The 3,712-nt window shown below is 43.6% G+C and carries 6 protein-coding genes; all 6 read right to left on the reverse strand.

Features of this window, described 5'->3' with window-relative positions; translation table 11 throughout:
• On the reverse strand, positions 1–323 hold a 323-nt coding region (locus tag BG32_RS02850), incomplete at its 3' end, for a Maf family protein (protein WP_183084270.1).
• On the reverse strand, positions 311–823 hold the full coding sequence (locus BG32_RS02855) for a Gx transporter family protein (RefSeq protein ID WP_259459466.1): 513 nt from the start codon (positions 821–823) through the stop codon (positions 311–313). The genes BG32_RS02855 and BG32_RS02850, both read right to left, overlap by 13 nt.
• A 148-nt stretch (positions 824–971) precedes the next feature.
• Positions 972–1,322 carry a NusG domain II-containing protein gene (locus tag BG32_RS02860; RefSeq protein ID WP_006492212.1) on the reverse strand — a complete coding sequence of 117 codons (351 nt, stop codon included), beginning with the start codon at positions 1,320–1,322 and terminating at the stop codon, positions 972–974.
• Positions 1,319–2,359 (reverse strand): FAD:protein FMN transferase, encoded by a 1,041-nt coding sequence (locus BG32_RS02865; protein ID WP_006492213.1) that lies wholly within the window; start codon positions 2,357–2,359, stop codon positions 1,319–1,321. The genes BG32_RS02860 and BG32_RS02865 overlap by 4 nt, the downstream gene beginning before the upstream one ends.
• Positions 2,329–3,324, reverse strand: coding sequence for an AmmeMemoRadiSam system radical SAM enzyme (gene amrS, locus BG32_RS02870; protein ID WP_121526341.1), 996 nt, complete (start codon positions 3,322–3,324; stop codon positions 2,329–2,331). The genes BG32_RS02865 and amrS overlap by 31 nt, the downstream gene beginning before the upstream one ends.
• Before the next feature lie 20 nt (positions 3,325–3,344).
• Positions 3,345–3,712, reverse strand: a 368-nt coding sequence (locus tag BG32_RS02875; protein ID WP_121526342.1) for an AMMECR1 domain-containing protein, incomplete at its 5' end; no start/stop codon positions are given.

A 3,712-nucleotide genomic window follows, 5' to 3' on the forward strand; every position in this document is an offset into this window, starting at 1 on the left:
ACGGAAACTGAGGTGAAGACAGAATGAGTCCTACCCGAGAGGACAAGCAGCATTTCATAGGCTTCTTCCACTGAAGATGGTTTTCCAAGAACAAGTCCATCAAGAACGACTACCGTGTCTGCTGCAATTACAGTGGAAAAAGGATTTCTAAGCATGACATTTTTGGCCTTCAAGTGAGAAAGTTCGCACAATTCCTTTTCGCAGAATCTTTCTGAAAGATTCTCCTCTACTCCCTTTGGAGGTATGACTTCAAAAGAGACCCTCAGTAGATGCAGAAGCTCCCTTCTTCTTGGAGAAGAGGAACCGAGTATTAGTCTTGCCAAAGTGAATCACCCATCCTTCTTATGACTTCAAATGCTACATAAGCATTAATTGAAGCGGAAATCGATCCAAGTACCAACATATAGGGGTAAAGAAAGATGATCTCTATATTCTTAATAATAAGCGAAGAAGCTACCATTAGCTGTGAGAAATTACTAATCGCTGCGCCTGCTATACTTATTCCAAATAGACCAAACTTTCCGGTTTTGTTCATAAGCCACATGGTTGCTGCGGACGAAACTGCGCCTGCAACTCCCATCAGAAAACCTGGAGTAGCGAGTCTGCCTGCCAGCAAACTTCCGATGATACTCTTGCCTATTGAAAGAGTCAGGATGTCGCCGAAAGGCAAGCCGGCCAGCGCTATGATTAAGACAAGATTGGAAAAGCCCCATCTTCCTCCCGGGATTGGAAGTGGAAACGGTATTAGGCTTTCCAGAAGATAAAGAACAGACCCTATCGCCATTAACATCGATAGTGTAGTAACTCTCTTTGCTTCCATCATTTCTCCACAGTCACTCGTTTAACCAGAGTTTTGAGACAAAATCATTGACTCGATTTCTTTTTTGATCCCAATTCTTCACGAAATTTCTCGCCTGCTGTTTGTGGTTCACTTGACGAATGTTTGTGGTTCACTTGATTTTCCTAAGTCCCTATTGAGTTATCGCGTCAACTTCAGACCGATCCGAGACTATCTTTATCAAAGTTCTGTTTGGTACACATACAATTGGGATATTGGGCATGTTTACTGCTCCTTGGGCAACACAAAGCTTCTCTGGACAGTCTGAATCGATCACGGAAATCTTTCCTCCCTGGACTTTAACAACCATTCCTACATCAAGAAAAATCTCAGAATCTGAGCTCAGATCTATAGTTCTTACCAGTCTTCCATTGCAGTACACTTCTGCGAAAGAAGAGCCATTTCCACGCGGAAATGCAAAAAGGATCACCAGAGCAAACGCTACGATTACAATCAAGACGTCATTTCTCGTGGTAAATTTCATTTCTCCTGATACACTTCAAAACCTGGAGACCTAAAGATACTCATATCTTCCATTACAAGTAATACAAGGGCTCCAAATCTAGGCAGGAAAGTAACACCTGGTTCCATTCCTATAACAAAAGCGGCCGTTGCATAGGCATCTGCGAGCATGGTGCTCTTTCCTATTACAGTTGCACTTATAACTCCGCTACGGGAAGGGAACCCCGTTTCGGGGTCAAAAATGTGGTGGTAACGTACATTGTTCTCAATAAAAAATCGCTCATAATCTCCAGAAGTAGCTACAGCACCGTCGTAAAGGTAGATGTATTCAAGAACATCTTGAACACTTTCTCCTCTAGGATTTCTCACTCCAACTATCCATGGTCTATTCCCATACTTGGGACCGATTACCCCAATGTCACCCCCGGCATCGATGAAACCTGTTGCTTCCGGATCAAGCGATTTGATCTTTGCAATTGCCATATCGACTGCATAACCTTTTGCTATCCCTCCAAGATCAATCATCGCTCCATCAACCAGAGAAACGTATCCCAGCTCTTCATCGTAGGTAACTCTTGAAAAACCCGTTGAGCCCAAAGCATCTTCGATCTCCTTATCGCTGGGAATCCTTTTTTTAGAAGATGCATCATCGAATCCCCACAGTCTTGTTAGAGAATAGAGGGTCGGATCGAATGCACCGGACGTGTTCCGAGCTATTTCCAGTGCTGACCTAATTAGAAAACTTGTTTCCTTATCTATGTCATGAAGCTCTCCGGTTCTGTTCAGCTCAGCGATTACGCCATTGTTTCTGCTCCCAAATTTGTCATCTATCCTCTTGATCTCGGTCATAGCAGCCTCTGCGAGTGTAACTGGGGACATTGTGGAAGAGGAGACTCTTATTGTCACATAAGTTCCCAGATGATACTCGGTTTTGTCATAGTACTCCAATGGCTTCTGTCGAAAGAAAACAATTGTCAGCAAAATTATTGCGGAAACAAAGAGGAGTCCATACAGGAAAATTCGGTTTCTCAGAAGACTATTGGGATTTCTTTTTGGCAATTGTTGCACCTTCCTTTTTCATCTATGCCAACCACAGAACTTCGCATACCTTTTCTCTCGACCAGGAGGTTTCCGCAATACGGACATGTTGTGTCCGATAGACCTGGAAGATCGATATTCCCAACATAAACATATCGCAAGTACTCCTTTGCTACTTCGGCAAGTTGTATTAGAGAATCAGGCGAAGTTGGGGGTATTGTGCTCTTGTAGTTAGGAAAGTATCTGTTAATATGAAGTGGGATATCCTTAGACAGCCCTGAGATCCATTTAGCTTCCTCCCTCATTTCTTCAGGCGAATCGTTCTTGCCGGGAATAATGAGCGTAGTCAACTCAATGTGCGTTCCCGCTTTCCTGGCTGTCTCTATTGATCGAAGAACAACTCGTTTTTCTGTGCCGATGTCTTTCACGTAAAACTCGTCATTCCAACCCTTAAGATCGATGTTCATACCTCTTACCGACTGCGAAAGAAGATCCATGGGTTCCTCGTCAATCACTCCGTTTGTAACAAGTATGCTATATATACCTTCTTTGGCTGCTGCTCGAGAGGTATCAAGTATGAATTCGAAAGAGACAATCGGCTCGTTATAAGTGAAAGCTATACCTCGCGATTCTCTCTCCAGAGCAATTTGAATAAGCTGCTGGGGCATAACACGCATTACCGTCTTTGGGCGTTGCTTCGAAATCTCCCAGTTCTGACAGAAGTTGCATCTCAAATTACAGCCCCATGAACCAACTGAAAGTATCTTCTCGCCAGGGAAAAGATGATAGAGAGGCTTCTTTTCAATCGGATCTATAGCAATTGAAGTGAGCTGACCGTAATTAAGAGAATATAGCATTCCGTCAACATTCTTTCTTACGCCACAAAAGCCAACCTGATCGGGCTTGATTATACAATGCAAGGGGCAAAGAAGACACTGCAGTACCTTGTCCTCGCCATACTCATCAAAGTAAACGGCCGGTTTCATGAATTCACCTCTTACCGGTTTCAGCGATACCTTTCAACTGAAAACCTGAAAATACTGTAATCTTCCGATTCCCTTATGCCGGCTTTCCGTAAGGCTATCGATAGCTGCTTTTGAATCGTGTCTACACCTTCAAGATCGGGAAGCAGGACTCCTTTTCTGTAACCCAGAGAAACAATGACGCCATATTTCTTAGGATCAAGTCCAGAAAGTGTGGTTCTTTCTGGAGGGCTAAGAATATCGACGGAAACATCTATGTCAGCTAGTTCGCTCGCCTCTACAGGAGGGAATCGAGGGTCTTTTGTAGATGCGGAGATAGCATTCTGGATTATTTCAAGAGCAACATTTTCCTGCAAAGGGTATATCGTTCCTATGCAACCTCTAAGCGAGC

The organism is Mesotoga sp. HF07.pep.5.2.highcov, assembly GCF_003666285.1.
In the GTDB taxonomy this organism is placed as follows: Bacteria; Thermotogota; Thermotogae; order Petrotogales; family Kosmotogaceae; genus Mesotoga; species Mesotoga prima.